General features: G+C 71.3%; 15 protein-coding genes. All 15 read right to left on the bottom strand.

Annotated elements, in window-relative coordinates:
* Positions 1 to 2: 2 nt before the first annotated feature.
* A complete protein-coding gene (gene ruvA, locus ABT294_RS38395; RefSeq protein WP_350811338.1) occupies positions 3 to 623 on the bottom strand; it encodes a Holliday junction branch migration protein RuvA in 621 nt (206 codons plus the stop codon).
* Positions 620 to 1,165, bottom strand: a complete 546-nt coding sequence (ruvC, locus tag ABT294_RS38390) for a crossover junction endodeoxyribonuclease RuvC (RefSeq protein WP_350811399.1) — start codon at positions 1,163 to 1,165, stop codon at positions 620 to 622. The genes ruvA and ruvC overlap by 4 nt, the downstream gene beginning before the upstream one ends.
* 88 nt (positions 1,166 to 1,253) lie before the next feature.
* Positions 1,254 to 2,420, bottom strand: a complete 1,167-nt coding sequence (locus ABT294_RS38385) for a GNAT family N-acetyltransferase (RefSeq protein ID WP_350811337.1) — start codon at positions 2,418 to 2,420, stop codon at positions 1,254 to 1,256.
* Between the two features lie 11 nt (positions 2,421 to 2,431).
* Positions 2,432 to 4,174, bottom strand: coding sequence for a hypothetical protein (locus ABT294_RS38380; protein WP_350811336.1), 1,743 nt, complete (start codon positions 4,172 to 4,174; stop codon positions 2,432 to 2,434).
* Between the two features lie 304 nt (positions 4,175 to 4,478).
* Positions 4,479 to 5,231: a YebC/PmpR family DNA-binding transcriptional regulator gene (locus ABT294_RS38375; RefSeq protein WP_350811335.1), complete on the bottom strand. Its 753-nt coding sequence runs from the start codon at positions 5,229 to 5,231 to the stop codon at positions 4,479 to 4,481.
* A gap of 3 nt (positions 5,232 to 5,234) precedes the next feature.
* Positions 5,235 to 5,819 (bottom strand): pyridoxal 5'-phosphate synthase glutaminase subunit PdxT, encoded by a 585-nt coding sequence (gene pdxT / locus ABT294_RS38370; protein ID WP_350811334.1) that lies wholly within the window; start codon positions 5,817 to 5,819, stop codon positions 5,235 to 5,237.
* Positions 5,820 to 5,883: 64 nt separating this feature from the next.
* Positions 5,884 to 7,083 carry an MFS transporter gene (locus tag ABT294_RS38365; RefSeq protein WP_350811333.1) on the bottom strand — a complete coding sequence of 400 codons (1,200 nt, stop codon included), beginning with the start codon at positions 7,081 to 7,083 and terminating at the stop codon, positions 5,884 to 5,886.
* Positions 7,084 to 7,103: 20 nt separating this feature from the next.
* Positions 7,104 to 7,526: a MarR family winged helix-turn-helix transcriptional regulator gene (locus ABT294_RS38360; RefSeq protein ID WP_350811332.1), complete on the bottom strand. Its 423-nt coding sequence runs from the start codon at positions 7,524 to 7,526 to the stop codon at positions 7,104 to 7,106.
* Positions 7,527 to 7,739: 213 nt separating this feature from the next.
* Positions 7,740 to 9,434, bottom strand: a complete 1,695-nt coding sequence (locus ABT294_RS38355; RefSeq protein ID WP_350811330.1) for an alkaline phosphatase D family protein — start codon at positions 9,432 to 9,434, stop codon at positions 7,740 to 7,742.
* A 190-nt stretch (positions 9,435 to 9,624) separates the two neighbouring features.
* Positions 9,625 to 10,542 carry a pyridoxal 5'-phosphate synthase lyase subunit PdxS gene (gene pdxS / locus ABT294_RS38350; RefSeq protein WP_502912200.1) on the bottom strand — a complete coding sequence of 306 codons (918 nt, stop codon included), beginning with the start codon at positions 10,540 to 10,542 and terminating at the stop codon, positions 9,625 to 9,627.
* A 95-nt stretch (positions 10,543 to 10,637) separates the two neighbouring features.
* Positions 10,638 to 11,654, bottom strand: coding sequence for a DUF3048 domain-containing protein (locus ABT294_RS38345; protein WP_350811328.1), 1,017 nt, complete (start codon positions 11,652 to 11,654; stop codon positions 10,638 to 10,640).
* Between the two features lie 63 nt (positions 11,655 to 11,717).
* On the bottom strand, positions 11,718 to 12,260 hold the full coding sequence (locus ABT294_RS38340) for a hypothetical protein (RefSeq protein WP_350811327.1): 543 nt from the start codon (positions 12,258 to 12,260) through the stop codon (positions 11,718 to 11,720).
* Complete coding sequence (locus tag ABT294_RS38335) at positions 12,257 to 13,387, bottom strand: glycosyltransferase family 4 protein (RefSeq protein WP_350811326.1); 1,131 nt, start codon at positions 13,385 to 13,387, stop codon at positions 12,257 to 12,259. Before ABT294_RS38335 ends, ABT294_RS38340 begins: the two co-directional genes overlap by 4 nt.
* Positions 13,384 to 14,292, bottom strand: coding sequence for a phosphatidylinositol mannoside acyltransferase (locus ABT294_RS38330; RefSeq protein ID WP_350811325.1), 909 nt, complete (start codon positions 14,290 to 14,292; stop codon positions 13,384 to 13,386). Before ABT294_RS38330 ends, ABT294_RS38335 begins: the two co-directional genes overlap by 4 nt.
* Positions 14,289 to 14,912 (bottom strand): phosphatidylinositol phosphate synthase, encoded by a 624-nt coding sequence (pgsA, locus tag ABT294_RS38325; RefSeq protein ID WP_350811324.1) that lies wholly within the window; start codon positions 14,910 to 14,912, stop codon positions 14,289 to 14,291. Before pgsA ends, ABT294_RS38330 begins: the two co-directional genes overlap by 4 nt.
* Between the last annotated feature and the right edge of the window lie 90 nt (positions 14,913 to 15,002).

The following is a 15,002-nucleotide window of genomic DNA, read 5'->3' as shown; positions in this document are numbered from 1 at the left end:
CGTCATCGGATGCTCAGGGTTCGGAGGGCGGCCTTCAGCAGGGCGGCCACCTGGGGCTGGCGGCCCTCTGCCACCTCGGCGTCGGCTTCGGCTTCGACGGCGGCGACGGCCTCGTCGGCGTCCTTGGCCGAGTAGCCGAGCCCCACCAGGCCGGAGTGGACCTGGTCGCGCCACAGCGCCGCGCGGCGCCGGCCGTTCAGGGCGGCGTCGACCGCCTCCTCCGGGGTGCCGAGGCGGTCCTTGAGCTCCAGGACGATGCGCTGGGCGCCCTTCTGGCCGATGCCCGGCACCTGGGTGAGGGCCTTGAGGTCGGCGCTCGCCACCGCCACGCGCAGCGCGTTCGGCGAGTGGACGGCGAGCATCGCCAGGGCCAGCTTGGGGCCGACCCCGCTGGCCGTCTGGAGGAGCTCGAAGACGGCGCGTTCGTCGTCGGTGGCGAAGCCGTACAGGGTGAGCGACTCCTCACGCACCACGAGGGAGGTGGCCAGCCGCGCCTCCTCCCCCGTTCTGAGCGTCGCCAGCGTGCCGGGCGTGCAGTGGGTGAGGATGCCCACCCCGCCCACCTCGATCACCGCTCCGTCGGGGGCGATCGCCGCCACGCGGCCGGTCACCGACGCGATCACAGCGCCACGTCCTTTCGTGTCGTACGGCCCTGCCGCGCCCTGGCCAGCGCCTCGGCGAGGCGGTTCTGGGTGCCGCCGCGCCAGACATGGCAGATGGCCAGCGCCAGCGCGTCGGCGGCGTCAGCGGGCTTGGGCATCTCGGCGAGCCGCAGCAGCCTGGTGACCATCGTGCCGACCTGCTTCTTGTCGGCGGTGCCGCTACCGGTGATGGCGGCCTTGACCTCGGACGGCGTGTGCAGCGCGACCGGCAGCCCGCGCCTGGCCGCGCAGAGCACGGCGATGCCCGCCGCCTGCGCGGTGCCCATCACGGTGCGGACGTTGTGCTGGCTGAACACCCGCTCGACCGCGACCGCGTCGGGCCGCACCTCGTCGAGCCACCGCTCGATGCCGGCCTCGATGCCGACCAGCCGCGCGCCCAGCTCCTCGTCGGCGCCGGTGCGCACCACGCCGACGGCCACCAGCGACAACGGCACCCCGGGACGCCCCTCGACCGCGCCGAGGCCGCACCTGGTCAGCCCGGGATCGACGCCCATCACCCGCACCGGCCCCGCCCCTCCCCGTGCCACGCGAACATCTGTTCGGCACGAGACTCTACCCCGGCTGACGTACCCGCGCACCGGGAAACGCCCGTCAGAAGTACTCGAGCATGTACGGCTTGGCGGCGAAGGCGGTGTCGAGGCTCTCGTCGTGCCGGTCGTCGCCCGTCATGAGCCCGGAGCCGCGCAGCGTGGCCGTCGGGACCCCGGCGTACAGCGCCGCGAAGCCGTTCACGGAGAGCCTGGGGCCTTCGGCGGACGCGCCGGAGCCGGCGGCCGTGGTCGTGGCCGTGCCGGTGCCGTCCGACACCTCGAGCCGCCAGAGCCCCGTGTTGCCCGGCCGCAGCGGGTCGTCCACCTCGACCACCGCGTCGAGGGTGACGCCCCGGGGATAGCCCCTGCGCTGGACGGCCGCCGCCACGTCGATCACCCTGAACATCCACCGGGTGACGGTGAGGTGGTCGGTGGACCGCTCCCGCAGCAGCCACAGGACGGGGTCGTCGGGAGCGACGGCGGCGACGACCTTGGTGGCGATCGTCGAGGAGGTGCCGACCAGCGCCCACAGCGCCCTGGCGGTGTCCGCGGAACCGGCGACGAGGTTGTCGACCTCGATGTCGCCGCCGTCCCAGCGGTAGATGAGGTAGCCGTCGTCGGCGAGGTAGAGGAAGTCGTCGGGCCGGCCGAGCCAGGCGCGCAAGGTGGGCTCGTCCCAGGAGACCGGGCCCGAGGCGCGGGACGCGCCGTGCACGCGGTGCAGCACGGAGATGACCTCGGCGGCGTCGTCGGGGCCCATCCGGCGCAACTTCACCTGGCCGGACGTCCTGATCGTGCGCAGCGCCTCCGGCTGGAGGGTGACACGGTGCCGGGCTCCGGCGTGCTCGTAGCCGACCGAGCGGTAGATGGGCGTGGTGGCCGGATACAGGACGGAGACGGCGTCGCCCAGGGCGGCGGCGCGCTCGACCACAGCCCGCATGATCTGGCTGCCGACGCCGCGACCGCGGTCTTCGGGGTTGACGGTGACTCCCGCGACCCCGGCCATCGGCTGCGGCCTGCCGTGCCACCACTGGGTGAACGGGCGCAGGCGCGCGGCGGCGGCGAGCCTGCCGCCGTCGAAGGCGCCGAGGTAGCGGCCTTCCGGCAGGGTGGGGATCACCATGCTGCGCCAGCGCTCCGCCTCGTGGGCCGGCACCAGGCCGAAGGAGCGTTTGCGGACATCCAGAACGGCGTCGAGGTCGTCGGGGGTGAGGTCGCGAATTTCCACAAGCACCTAACCTACGCAGCGGTCCGGGCGGAACGCGAGCCGTTCCCCGTCGTGATGGCGAGCCTGTCGAGGTAGAGCAGCTGCGCCGCCACCGTGGCGGCCAGGGCGACGACGACCACCGCCAGCGGGGTGGCGACGCCGACGTCCGGGGACGCCTGCCGGAAGCCCATGAGCTGCTGCAGCAGCGAGACCGGCGCGGTGGCCAGGTCGCGCTCCTGGGCGGCCAGCAGGGGCCAGAGCAGGTCCTGCCCGTTCATCAGGGCGACCGCTCCGGCCAGGATGCCCGCCATGGGCAGCGAGGGCAGGACGACTCCGGACAGGAAGTCCCTGTCGGTGCGCTCCGCCAGGCCCTTGCAGAGCAGGGTCAGCACGAGCATCGCGGGCACCGACACCAGGAGCGGCGGGATGAGCGCGAGGAAGGTGTCGACGAGGCGCATGCCGCGCAGCATCTGCCAGTCTGCGAGGCTGAGCGGGCCGAGCCCGGCGAACAGCCAGGGCGCGAAGGGCAGCAGGAGCCACTCGCTGCGCCGTCCCAGCGGACGCAGCCCGCCGATGCCGAGCGCCGCCAGGTAGGCGGTGCCGACGGAGATCAGGGCGCCGATCACGGCGGGCACCCAGGTGTTGACCTGGGTGCGCAGCGTCGAGGGCGCGCCGGTGACCGGCTGCGTGGCGGCGAACAGGGCCGACAGCCACGGCCACGTCAGCAGCAGCGCGACCGCGGTCACCACGCCCAGCGCCGCCACCCCGGCCACCACGCTCCCGGCGCTCACCCGCCGTGCGGAGGGCTGAGGAGCCGGTGGGGTGCCGGCCGGCGCGGAGACCTGCCCGTGCGCGGGCGAGGACGGCGAGCCGCCCTGATCGGGCACGAGCGGCGGGGCAGCCTGTCCGTACGCGGGCTGCGCGACTGGGGGGCCCGGTTCGGACGCCGGGCGCGGCGTGAGGGTGATGCGCAGGCCGCTCACGGCGGCGACGATCGTGGCGACGACTCCCAGGACGCCGACCAGCACCCCGGAGGCGGTCGCCATGGCGGCTCCCAGGCCGAGCTTGAAGTCACGGAACGCCAGGGAGTACTGGAGGCTCGCCACGGTGTCGGTAGAGCCGTTGGGGCCGCCCTGGGTCATCGCCAGACCCACCGAGAAGGCCTGCAGCGCCACGGCGAGGGTCGCCAGGACGAGGAGCGCGCCGACGGCGAGCATGGACGCCGTCACGGCGCCGCCTCTGAGCGTGGGCAGGAACGCCGTCACCGCCAGCGCGCACAGCACGCCGAACGTGGCCGCCGCGATGACGAGCCTGAGCGCGCCGGGCGCCGTCGCCGGGTCGCGCAGCCCCTCGGCCAGCGCCGCCACCCCCGAGGCGTCGGGACGCAGCCCCTGCAGCCAGGCCGCCGCGACCGCCACCGGGGAGAAGGTGACGATCGCCAGCGACAGCACGACCCGCCCGGCGCGCCTGGGCCAGGCGCCGGCCCTGTCGAGCGCCAGCGCGAGCAGTGGCCCCACCACCACGGTCACCAGCAGGGGCGCGACCGCGAGCGAGAGCGAGAAGCCGAGCGCGCGCCAGAACGTGGCGTCGCCTGCGAGCTGCCCGTAGTTCTCGAGCCCCACGAACCTGCTCGGCCCGGCGATCCTGCCCGTCTCGAAGCTGAGCACGATCGTCTGGACGGTCGGGATGATCAGCGTGATCAGGGCGCCGACGAGGGCCGGCAGCGCCAGCAGCCAGCCGAGGGCGCGCGAGGGAGTCTGGGTCGGGGAGGTCACGACGCGACACCCTACGCGGACACCGCCCCGCCCGCCACGCCGACCTCAGGACCGCTCCACGACCTCCGCCCGCACGCCGTCGACGAGCCGGGGCCTGCACGGACAGCCGTTGGACGCCCCCAGCAGGGGCCCACGCGCGACACACATCCCCAGCCGATGACCGGCTCCGCAGGATCTTCAGGGGATGCCGTTCTCCGAGGTCCTCCGGCTCGGCGGATGCGTCGGGCTCTCGCGCATCGGCGCCCGCGCGGCAGGCCGTGGACAGCCGAAAGGGCCCGCCGTGGCGGGCCCCACAGGGAGCGGCTCAGGCCTCGAGCTTCTCCATGATGTCGTCGGAGACGTCGAAGTTGGCGAACACGTTCTGCACGTCGTCGCTGTCCTCGAGCGCGTCGATGAGGCGGAACACCTTCTTGGCGCCCTCCTCGTCGAGCGGGACGCTCATCGTCGGCAGGAAGCTCGACTCGGCCGAGTCGTAGTCGATGCCGGACTCCTGCAACGCCTTGCGCACCGGCACCAGGTCACCGGCCTCGGACACGACCTCGAAGGAGTCGCCCAGGTCGTTGACCTCCTCGGCGCCCGCCTCGAGGACCGCCATCAGCACGGTGTCCTCGTCGAGGCCGTTCTTGGGGACGAGCACGACGCCCTTGCGGTTGAACATGTACGACACCGACCCGGGGTCGGCCAGCGAGCCGCCGTTGCGGGTCAGCGCGACCCGCACCTCGGAGGCCGCGCGGTTGCGGTTGTCGGTGAGGCACTCGATCAGCACCGCGACACCGCCGGGCGCGTAGCCCTCGTACATGATGGTCTGCCAGTCGGCCCCGCCGGCCTCCAGGCCGCCACCGCGCTTACGGGCCCGCTCGATGTTGTCGTTGGGCACCGAGTTCTTCTTGGCCTTGAAGATGGCGTCGAAGAGGGTGGGGTTGGCGTCCGGGTCGGGGCCGCCGGTCCGGGCCGCCACTTCGATGTTCTTGATGAGCTTCGCGAACAGCTTGCCGCGCTTGGCGTCGAGCGCGGCCTTCTTGTGCTTCGTCGTCGCCCATTTGGAGTGGCCGGACATTACCTAGAGCTCCCTCACCATGTCTACGAAGTATCGGTGCACGCGAGTGTCCCCGGTCAGCTCGGGGTGGAACGAGGTCGCGAGCAACGGCCCTTGGCGGACCGCGACGATCCTATCCCCCGGCTCGGCCCTGCCCAGCACTTCGACATCCGGGCCGACGGATTCCACCCACGGCGCGCGGATGAAGACGGCGTGCACGGACCCGCCGGCGAAGTCGAGGTCGGCCTCGAACGAGTGGATCTGGCGGCCGAAGGCGTTGCGCCTGACGACCATGTCGATGCCGCCGACGGTCTGCTGACCTGCGACGCCGTCCTCGATCCTGTCGGCCAGCATGATCATGCCGGCGCAGGAGCCGTAGGCGGGCATGCCGTCCTTGACGCGCATGCGCAGCGGTTCGAGCAGGTCGAAGGTGTCGGCCAGCTTCCACATCGTGGTCGACTCGCCGCCGGGGATGACCAGCCCGTCGACCGCCTCCAGTTCGGCCTGCCTGCGCACGGCGGTGGCCGACGCGCCTGCTTCCTGGAGCATGCGCACATGCTCGCGCACGTCTCCCTGGAGAGCGAGTACACCGATCGTGGGCACGGTCATCCTTCCGTCATGGTCCGGGTTCAGTTCATTCAACACCACGACGGCCGGTGGTCTTCCAACGGGATCAGGCCGCGGCGGCGTCCTCGAGGGTGTGGTCGAGGTCCACCCGGGACAGGGAGCGCAGGTGGTGACGCCTGCCGTACAGGACGCCCATGCCGATCACGCAACAGGCCGCGCCGACGAGGTACGGGACGGCGACGGCGATCTCCTCGCCCAGCTTGGTGGCGATGAACGGGGCGAGCGCGCCGCCCATCCAGCGGACGAAGTTGTACCCGGCGGAGGCGACGGGCCTGGGCGCGTCGGACACCTCCATGGCCGACTCGGTGAAGACGGTGTTGTTCAGCCCGATCGGGATGCCGGACAGGATCGTGCAGACGATGATCCCGGCGTGCCCCGACACGGCGATGCCGATCTGCAGGACGGCGAGCAGGGCCAGCGCCAGGTACAGGACGTTGACCGAGCCGATCCGGCGTTGCAGCGGCGGCGCGGCGAACACCGACGACAACGCCACGCAGACGCCCCAGCCGAAGAACACCGAGCCGATGCCGTACGGCGTCATGTGCAGGATGAACGGGGTGAACGCGAGGACGGTGAAGAACGCGAAGTTGTAGAACAGCGCGGTGAAGGCCGTGGTCGACAGGCCGCCGTGGGCCAGGGCCCGGATGGGGGCGCTGAGCTTGGTCTTCACGTCCGGCTTGGGGGTGGCCTTGAGCAGCGTGACGATGAGGACGGAACCGACGGCCATCAGCGTGGCGGTGCCGAAGAACGGCGCGCGCCAGTTCCAGTCGCCGAGCAGCGCCCCGACCAGCGGGCCGGCCGAGATGCCCAGGCCGAGGGCGGCCTCGTACAGGATGATGGCCGACTCGGCGCCGCCGCTGGCCGCTCCGACGATGACGGCCAGTGCGGTCGCCACGAACAGCGCGTTGCCCAGCCCCCAGCCGGCGCGGAACCCGACGAGCTCGCCGACGCTGGTGGACGTGCCCGCGAGCGCGGCGAAGACGATGACCAGGGCGAGGCCGACGAGCAGGGTCCGCTTGCCGCCGATGCGGCTGGAGACCCAGCCGGTGATCAGCATGGCCACCGCGGTCACCAGGAAGTAGCTGGTGAACAGCAGCGACACCTGGCTGGGGGTCGCCTTCAGCCCTTGCGCGATGGAGGGCAGGATCGGGTCGACGAGACCGATGCCCATGAAGGCGACGACCGCGGCGAACGCGGTGGCCCAGACGGACATCGGCTGGCGAAGAATTCCGCCACCGGATGACATGGTGCTCCTTTTTGGGGGATTCAGGTACGGCCCAGCTTCGCCAGGACCGGCAGGGCGGCCGCCAGCGTCGCGCGTTCCTCTTCGGTGAGCCCCGACAGCTCCCGGCTCAGGTGGGCGATCCTGGCCTGCCGCACGGCGCGGAGCCTGTCGCGGCCCTCGCCGGTCAGCTCGACCGTCCTGACGCGGGCGTCGGCGGGGTCGGTGCCGCGTGCCACCAGGCCCGCGTCCTCCAGCCGGTTGATCTGCACGGTCATGGTCGGGAGCTGGACGGCGTGCTCCTCGGCCAGCTCGGTCATCCTGCGGGCGCCCTGTTCGAGGGAGCCGAGGACGCCGTACTGCTGGCTGGTGACGGGCTGGCCCGCTACCGTCCGCCGCAGCAGGAGGACCAGGTGGCGCAGGACCGTGGAGACCTGGCCGGCCAGTTCGGTGGGGTCGGGGCTCATGGTTAGCCAGACTAACTTAGCCTGGCTAATATTCCAATCCGAAAAGAGCGGCACCGCTGGGGTGCCGCTCCTTCGGGGGTGGGAGCGGGCGGCACCGGGTCGGGTGCCGCCCGCGGGGCGGGAGTCGGGGGTTGAGCCCGGGGCGGGAGTCGGGGGTTGAGCCGGCGGGCCGCCGGGGCCGCGCCCGGCTGTGAGCGGCGCGGCCCTGGCGGGTCAGGGACGCTCGGTTTCCAGGCGGACCGTCTCGTCGGCCGTCATCGCGCGCTCGGCCATGATCGACGGCGGGAGCGGGCGCAGGTAGGTCTGCTGGACGCCGGGCACCTGGTCCTCGACGACGAAGGTGGCCCGGGTGTACACCTCCGCCCCCGGCTGGCGGAGCTGCGGCACCACCTTGAAGTCGGCGGTGATCAGGTCGCGCTCGATCTTCGTCACGACGTAGCCGCGCTGGTTGTTGTAGAACTTCAGGTGCGGGTTGATCTTCAGGTACGGGTGCTTGGCCGGGTCGGAGTCGGCGCCGTCACCGCCCGTGCTGATCGAGGTGGCCACCAGCTCCGACCCGACCGACGGCCCCGTCGGGTCGTCGTAGTCGAGCTTCAGGTCGCTGGCCCAGTGCGCGTGGACGTCACCGGTCAGTACGACCGCGTTGCGGACCTTGGCGTCGATCCAGCCCTGGGTGATCCGCTTGCGGGAGGCGACGTAGCCGTCCCAGGCGTCCTGGCTGGTCACCTTGGCCGGCCCGGCGTTGTTGTCACGCTGAGCGAAGAACACCTGCTGGCCGAGGATGTCCCACTGGGCGCGCGACTGGTGGAACCCGTCGATCAGCCACGCCTCCTGCTCGGCGCCGGTGATCGACCGCTTCGGGTCCACCGACGCGGGGCAGTCCTTGTAGCCGTCGCCGCAGCCCTGGTCGTCGCGGTACTGGCGGGTGTCGAGCATGTGGAAGTTCGCCAGGCGCCCCCAGCGGATGCGCCGGTAGAGCTGCATGTCGATGCCGCGCGGGATGGAGGTGCGCCGCAGCGGCATGTTCTCGTAGTAGGCCCGGAAGGCCGCCTCGCGGCGCTGGAGGAAGGTCGGCTGATCCTCTTCATGCTCGGGGATCTCGTCGGCCCAGTTGTTGTCGACCTCGTGGTCGTCGAAGACGACGAGCCAGGGAGCGGCGGCGTGCGCGGCCTGCAGGTCGGGGTCGGCCTTGTACTGGGCGTGCCGCTGGCGGTAGTTGGCCAGCGTGACGGTCTCGGGCCCCAGGTGGTCGCGGACGTTGCCGCCGGGGATCGTGTAGGTGTTCTTGGTGTACTCGTACTGGTAGTCGCCCAGGTGCAGGATCAGGTCCGGGTGCTCCTCGGCCAGGCGGCGGTAGGAGGTGAAGTAGCCGTGCTCGTACTGGGCGCAGGAGACGAACGCCATCGCCAGCCCGCTGCCGTAGGAGAGCGGGTGCGGCGCGGTGCGCGCCCTGCCCACGGGCGAGATGTACGGGCCGACGCGGAAGCGGTACCAGTACTCGCGGTCGGAGCTGAGGTTCTCGACCTCGACGTGGACGCTGTGCCCCCATTCGGGCGCGGCGACGGTCACGCCCGCGCGCACCACCCGGCGGCAGGTCTCGTCCGCGTAGATGTGCCACTGGACGTTGAAGGGCCGCTGGGGCATGCCGCCGAGACCGTCGTCGGCCAGCGGCTCCTGCGCCAGGCGGGTCCACAGCACGAAGCCGTCGTGGGAGGGGTCGCCGGAGGCGACGCCCAGGGTGAACGGGTCGGTGCGCAGGCCGCGCGAGGCGAGGCCCTGCGCCGTCTCGGCCGCGGGGTCCGCTGTGGGGCCTGTCGTGGGGTCGGCGTGCGCGGTGCCGGGGAGGGCCGCAGCGGCGCCCGCCGCTAATCCGGTGACGAGGAAGTGCCTGCGGTTGAGCTTGGACACGGGGCGCTCCTGTGGACGATCAAGGGTGGAGGGACGCCCGTAGCTTTACTCAAGATCGTGACTCTACGGTGAACAGCAATCAACGAAAAAGGCGACATCCTTCGCGGAAGCCACCTTTCTCGTAAAATTCCTCCATCAACCGCGACGCCCGCCAGGTACCTGACGGGCGTCCAGTCGTGCCGGTTCGTTCCTACCAGCCGCGCTCGGCGAGCCGGTGCGGCTGGGGGATCTCGTCGACGTTGATACCGACCATGGCCTCGCCCAAGCCCCGCGAGACCTTGGCGATGACGTCGGGGTCATCGTAGAACGTGGTGGCCTTGACGATGGCGGCGGCGCGCTTGGCCGGGTCGCCGGACTTGAAGATGCCGGAGCCGACGAACACACCCTCGGCGCCGAGCTGCATCATCATCGCGGCGTCGGCCGGGGTGGCGATGCCGCCCGCGGTGAACAGCACGACAGGCAGCTTGCCGCTCTTGGCGACCTCGGCGACCAGCTCGTACGGGGCCTGCAGCTCCTTGGCGGCGACGTACAGCTCGTCCTCGGGCAGCGAGCCGAGCCGCTTGATCTCGGCGCGGATCGTGCGCATGTGCGTGACGGCGTTGGAGACGTCGCCCGTGCCGGCCTCGCCCTTGGAGCGGATCATGGCCGCGCCCTCGGTGATGCGGCGCAGCGCCTCGCCCAGGTTGGTCGCGCCGCACACGAACGGCACGGTGAACTGCCACTTGTCGATGTGGTTGGCGTAGTCGGCGGGGGTGAGCACCTCGGACTCGTCGACGTAGTCGACGCCGAGCGCCTGCAGGACGCGGGCCTCGACGAAGTGCCCGATGCGAGCCTTGGCCATGACGGGGATCGAGACGGCCGAGATGATGCCGTCGATCATGTCGGGGTCGCTCATCCGGGACACGCCGCCCTGCGCGCGGATGTCGGCGGGCACGCGCTCCAGGGCCATCACGGCCACCGCGCCGGCGTCTTCGGCGATCTTGGCCTGCTCGGGGGTGACGACGTCCATGATGACGCCGCCCTTGAGCATCTCGGCCATGCCGCGCTTGACACGGGCGGTTCCGGTGACGGGGGTGTTCTCTGGCGTGCTGGACACGGTCTTCCTCACAACGGCGAACGGTAAGTTACCAAACCCATCGTAGGTCCTGATGGACCCATCCCCCGACATGCCACGATGTCAGGATTCTTCGCAGTTTTTATACGTCAAGGCGTGACGGGCTTGCGGCTCGCGAGCGCCACCCAGACCTGACCGGGGGCGAAGTTCATCGGCTCGCCGTCCTCGGTGGTGAACGTGGTGCCGTGCTCCTCGTCCGCGCGCTCCCAGTTGGCCTTGTACGCCTTGCCGTCGCGCAGGACGATCGCCTTGCCCTTGCCGATGCTCTTGACCAGCGGCGTGTAGCTCTGATGGAAGTCGTGGAACTGCGAGCGGACGGTCTGCACGTACTGGATGACCACCGTGGGCGCGCTCTGTTGCCCGCCTTCCGCGGCCATGTCCTTCTTGCCGTCCTGCGAGATCAGCCACTGCTTCTTCGCGGGCGACCAGTCGAAGGTGAAGCGGGCGGCCGGCCACCTGACCGTCCACGACTTCTTGTCGACGCCGCCCTGCGCGGGCGGGTCGCCGAAGGTGAAGCCGATGTCCTTGGCCTTGGACGCCTCCGGCGCCTTGGAGAGCAGCTGCTTGCCGTTGGCGAACAGGTTGTAGGGGGCGACCCGGCCGGGCTGGCGGAAGAACGCGCCGGGGTTACGGGTGTCGCCGACGTCGTACAGCGACGCCTTGGCCATGAACGGCAGCATCTTGGACTGGACGCCCGAGTAGGCGAACGCCGGCTTGCCGAACTGCGGCACGATGTGCAGGTCGGAGATGCGGGCGCTGCGCACGGGGCCCACCTTGGCCGGGATCTTCGAGGAGAAGATCGCCATCAGCCGGGTCAGGCCCGCCTCGACCTGCTCGATGTAGACGATGTCGGCGCTCTTCAGCCCGAGCTGCGGCTTGCCCGCCGCCGTGTTCTCGATCTTCACGGCGAGCACCGGCTTGACGTTCTCGTTCGGCAGGCCGGTGAAGGGGTGGGTCTTCCCCTGCGGGGTCTCCTCCGCCACCGGGGTGGTGGCGGTCGCCTGCGGCGCCGCGCCCGGTGCGGGCTTGTCGGACGAACACGCCGCGACAGGTAGGAGGACTGCCGCACCGGCCAGCGTCACGGTGATCATCCGGGGTGCCCGCACCTGTTTTCTCCTCCGCATTAGCCCAGAAAATGGAAGGAAGCTTACCGGCCCTGGCAAATCGGGTCATTCAGGTGCCATGGTCGCCGGAGGATTGTCATCGATCTCGAAGAACTGCGGAAAGTCGGTATGCCCCGCCAGGCGCAGGGTTCTGGCCAGCCAGCGGCGCTGCGCCGTACGGGTGACGCCGACCGCGTTGTTGTAGAACCGGCGCGAGTACACGACCTTCGCCACGGCGGCGTCGAGCTCCTCCAGCAGGTCCTGGCCGCCGGGCGCCTCGGCCAGCCGCTCCCGGAAACGCTCCTGGTCCACGGCCGCGCGCAGGGCCCCCGACAGGTCGCTCTCGGCGTGCTCGCGCTCCTCCGGCCCGGCGGTGCGGGCCTCGTGCGCCGCCGCCGCCAGCACCAGCGAGGTGGCGGGGTCGAGCAGCCGCGCGCCCGCCAGCTCCAGCACCACCGCCCTGCGCCGCATCAGCGCCGCGTCGAGCGCCTCGTGCGCCAGCTCGAGCCGGATGTGCAGCCGGTCGAGACGGCCCGCGCGCCAGGAGATGTAGACCGCCGTGAGCACCACGACGATGCCCACGACCAGCACGATGATGGTGGACGTCACAGGTCTTCCTCCACACGGCCCGCGCCGCTTGACGTCACCGTCTCGTAGACCCGGACCACGTCGCGGGCGACCGTCGCCCAGTCGTACTTCCTGACCGCGACCAGCGCCTCCGCCGCCAGCTTCGCCCGCCGCTCCGGCGCGTCGAGCAGCGCCGCCGCCTCCCGCGCCAGCGAGGCAGGGTCGCCGTTGGCGAACAGCGCGCCCGCCTGGCCCTCGCCCAGCACCCTGCGGAAGGCCGGGATGTCACTGGCCAGCACGGTCGCGCCGGACGCCATCGCCTCGGCCAGCACGATGCCGAAGCTCTCGCCCCGGGTGTTGGGCGCGCAGAACACGTCCACCGAGTGGTAGGCGCGGATCTTGTCGGCCTCGCTCACCATCCCGAGCACGGTGACCCGGTCACGGAACTCCTTCGGCACCCGCTCGAAGACGTCCTTCTCGTCGCCGGGCCCGGCGATCAGCAGCTTCAGGTCGGGACGCCGCGCGGCCAGCTCGCCGAAGGCGTCGAGCAGGATCGGCAGGCCCTTGCGCTCCTCGTCCATGCGGCCGAGGAAGCCGATCGTCGCGCCGTCGGGCCCCCACCCGTCGAGCGGCTCCGCCTCGGTGAAGCGGCTGACGGTCACCCCGTTCGGGATCAGCACCGTGTCGCCGCCGAACTGCTCGACCAGGCTCTTGCGGGCCGCGTCGGACACCGCGATGCGCCCGCTCAGCTTCTCCAGTGCGCTGCGCAGCAACGGCTCGGCCACCGCGATCGCCCGCGAGCGGGTGAAGGAGGCGTGGAAGGTGGCCACGATCGGCCCCTTGGCCGCCCAGCAGGCCAGCACGCCCAGGCTCGGGATCAGCGGCTCGTGGATGTGCAGCACGTCGAAGTCGCCGGTACGCACCCAGCGCCGCACCCGGGCCGCCGACAGGAAGCCGAACGACATCCGGGCCACCGACCCGTTGTACGGCACGGGCACCGCCCGGCCCGCCCCCGTGACGTACGGCGGCAGCTCCTCGTCGTCGGCCGCCGGAGCGATCACCGACACGTCGTGCCCCTGCGCCATCAGCGCCAGCGCCAGGTCGTCGATGTGCTGCTTGACCCCGCCCGGCATGTCCCACGAGTACGGGCACACGATGCCGACCCTCATCTGGCCAGATCCTCCAGCCACAGCCGTTGGAGCATGTGCCAGTCTTCGGGATGTTCGGAGATGCCCTTCTCGAACACGTCCGTCAAGCTCTGCGCCACGGCGGCGACCTTCTCCTGCCTGGTGCCCTCTTCAGGCACCGGGATCTCCTCGTGGATCTTGATGCCCCAGTCGTCGCCCTCGAAGTAGACGATCGCCGGCAGCAGCGCCGCACCCGTCTGCACGGCCAGCAGCGGCGGCCCCGCGGGCACCTTCGTGGTGGCGCCGAAGAACTCCACCTCGATGCCGCTCTTGGTCAGGTCGCGCTCGGCCGGCAGGCACACCACGCCGCCGCGCCGCACCCGCATGGCCAGCGTCGCGAAGTTGTGGCCGTCGCCGCCCGTCAGCGGCAGCACCTCCATGCCCAGCCCCTCGCGGAACGCCACGTAACGGCGGAACAGCGACTCGGGCTTGAGCCGCTCGGCCACCGTGGTGAACGGGTGGCCCACGCCCACCAGCCACGCGCCCGCTTGGTCCCAGTTGCCCATGTGCGGCAGCGCCAGCACCACGCCCCGGCCCGCGGCCACCGTGTCGTGGACGTGCTCGGCCCCTGTCACGTGGGTGCGCCGGACGACCTCCTCGGTCGGCATCGACGGCAGCCGGAAGATCTCGTGGAAGTAGCGGAAGTACGACCGCATGCCCGCCCTGCTCAGCTCGCGCAGGTCGCGGCTGTCCCGGTCAAGCCCGGTCACCCTGGCCAGGTTGGACTCCAGGCGGCGCACCGACCTGCCCCGCCCGCGCCACAGCCGGTCGGCGGCGAAGCGGAACACCGCGGCGACCGGCCGCTCCGGCAGCAGCGGCACCAGCGCCCAGCCCGCGGCGAACCCCGCGGCGACGACGCGATCGGTGACGGACGGCTTCTCGCTCATCGCTTCCTCGTCTGCCGGTGGACATGGACCACGCGCTGCACCACGGTGACGGCGCTCGCGACCGCGAGCACCCACATCCCGACAGGCAGAATGTACGGCACGCCGAGCCCGGAGAGACAGGCCGCGACCAGGGCCACCACCAGCCGCTCCGGCCGCTCGGCCAGCCCCACGTCGCAGGTGAGGCCGAGCCCCTCGGCCCTGGCCTTGGCGTACGACACCAGAGCGCCCGCCACCAGGCAGAACAGCGTGACCGCCACCATCAAAACGTCGTCGCGCAGGACGAAGTACAGGATCAGCCCGGAGAAGATCGCGGCGTCGGCCACCCGGTCGAGCGTGGAGTCGAGGAACGCCCCCCACGTGCTGCCGCCGCCCCCGCCCAGCCGGGCCACCACTCCGTCGAGCAGGTCGAACAGCACGAAAACGGTGATGGCCAGCGAGCCCCACGCCAACTGGCCGAGAGGAAAGAAGAGCAGGGCGGAGACGACCGTGCCGAGGGTGCCGATCGCCGTGACGACGTTCGGACCGATCCCGCGGCGGACCAGGGCCTTGCCCAGCGGGGTCATTATCCGGGTCACGGCCGGGCGCAGGAGTTTGAGCATCGCCGTCCGATCGTAGGCCATCACAAGGCTGGCGACTTTCTTTGCCTCACCCCCCTTGTGATATCCGCCACACGGGTATTTGGTGAACTAACCGCGTCCATGCGGTTATCT

It is taken from the genome of Nonomuraea sp. NPDC000554 (assembly GCF_040300065.1).
Taxonomy (GTDB): domain Bacteria; phylum Actinomycetota; class Actinomycetes; order Streptosporangiales; family Streptosporangiaceae; genus Nonomuraea.
This window is presented reverse-complemented; position numbering and strand designations above follow the sequence as displayed.